The organism is Streptomyces sp. URMC 124, from assembly GCF_051386455.1.
Lineage (GTDB): Bacteria > Actinomycetota > Actinomycetes > Streptomycetales > Streptomycetaceae > Streptomyces.
Map to the genome: position 1 here is coordinate 1 of NZ_JBPQTS010000470.1, position 272 is coordinate 272.

The 272-nt window shown below is 58.1% G+C and carries 1 protein-coding gene; it reads right to left on the reverse strand.

Translation table 11 applies throughout. From position 1 onward, the window contains the following. On the reverse strand, window positions 1–253 hold a 253-nt coding region (locus tag ACSNOG_RS33365; RefSeq protein ID WP_436756414.1), incomplete at its 3' end, for a hypothetical protein. Window positions 254–272 lie beyond the last annotated feature (19 nt).

Below are 272 nucleotides of genomic sequence, written 5' to 3' on the forward strand. Positions count from 1 at the left end.
GCCTTAAATATTCGGCCGAGCTTGTCCCTTCCGGGAGGGAACGGTACTCCGGCAAAATGGATTTTCCGAATTCCAGCTCAAGGCTGCATTGATCCGCGATTCGGGCCGTATTGGCGATCGCTTCAGGCACATGCGGGAACAGCCGCTCCATCTCCTTGCCGTCCTTCAAATACAGCTGGCTTGTCGGGATCCGCAGCCGGTCCTCATCCTCCACCGTCTTGCCTGTGCCGATGCAGATCAGCACATCCTGCACCTCGGCATCATCCTGCGTC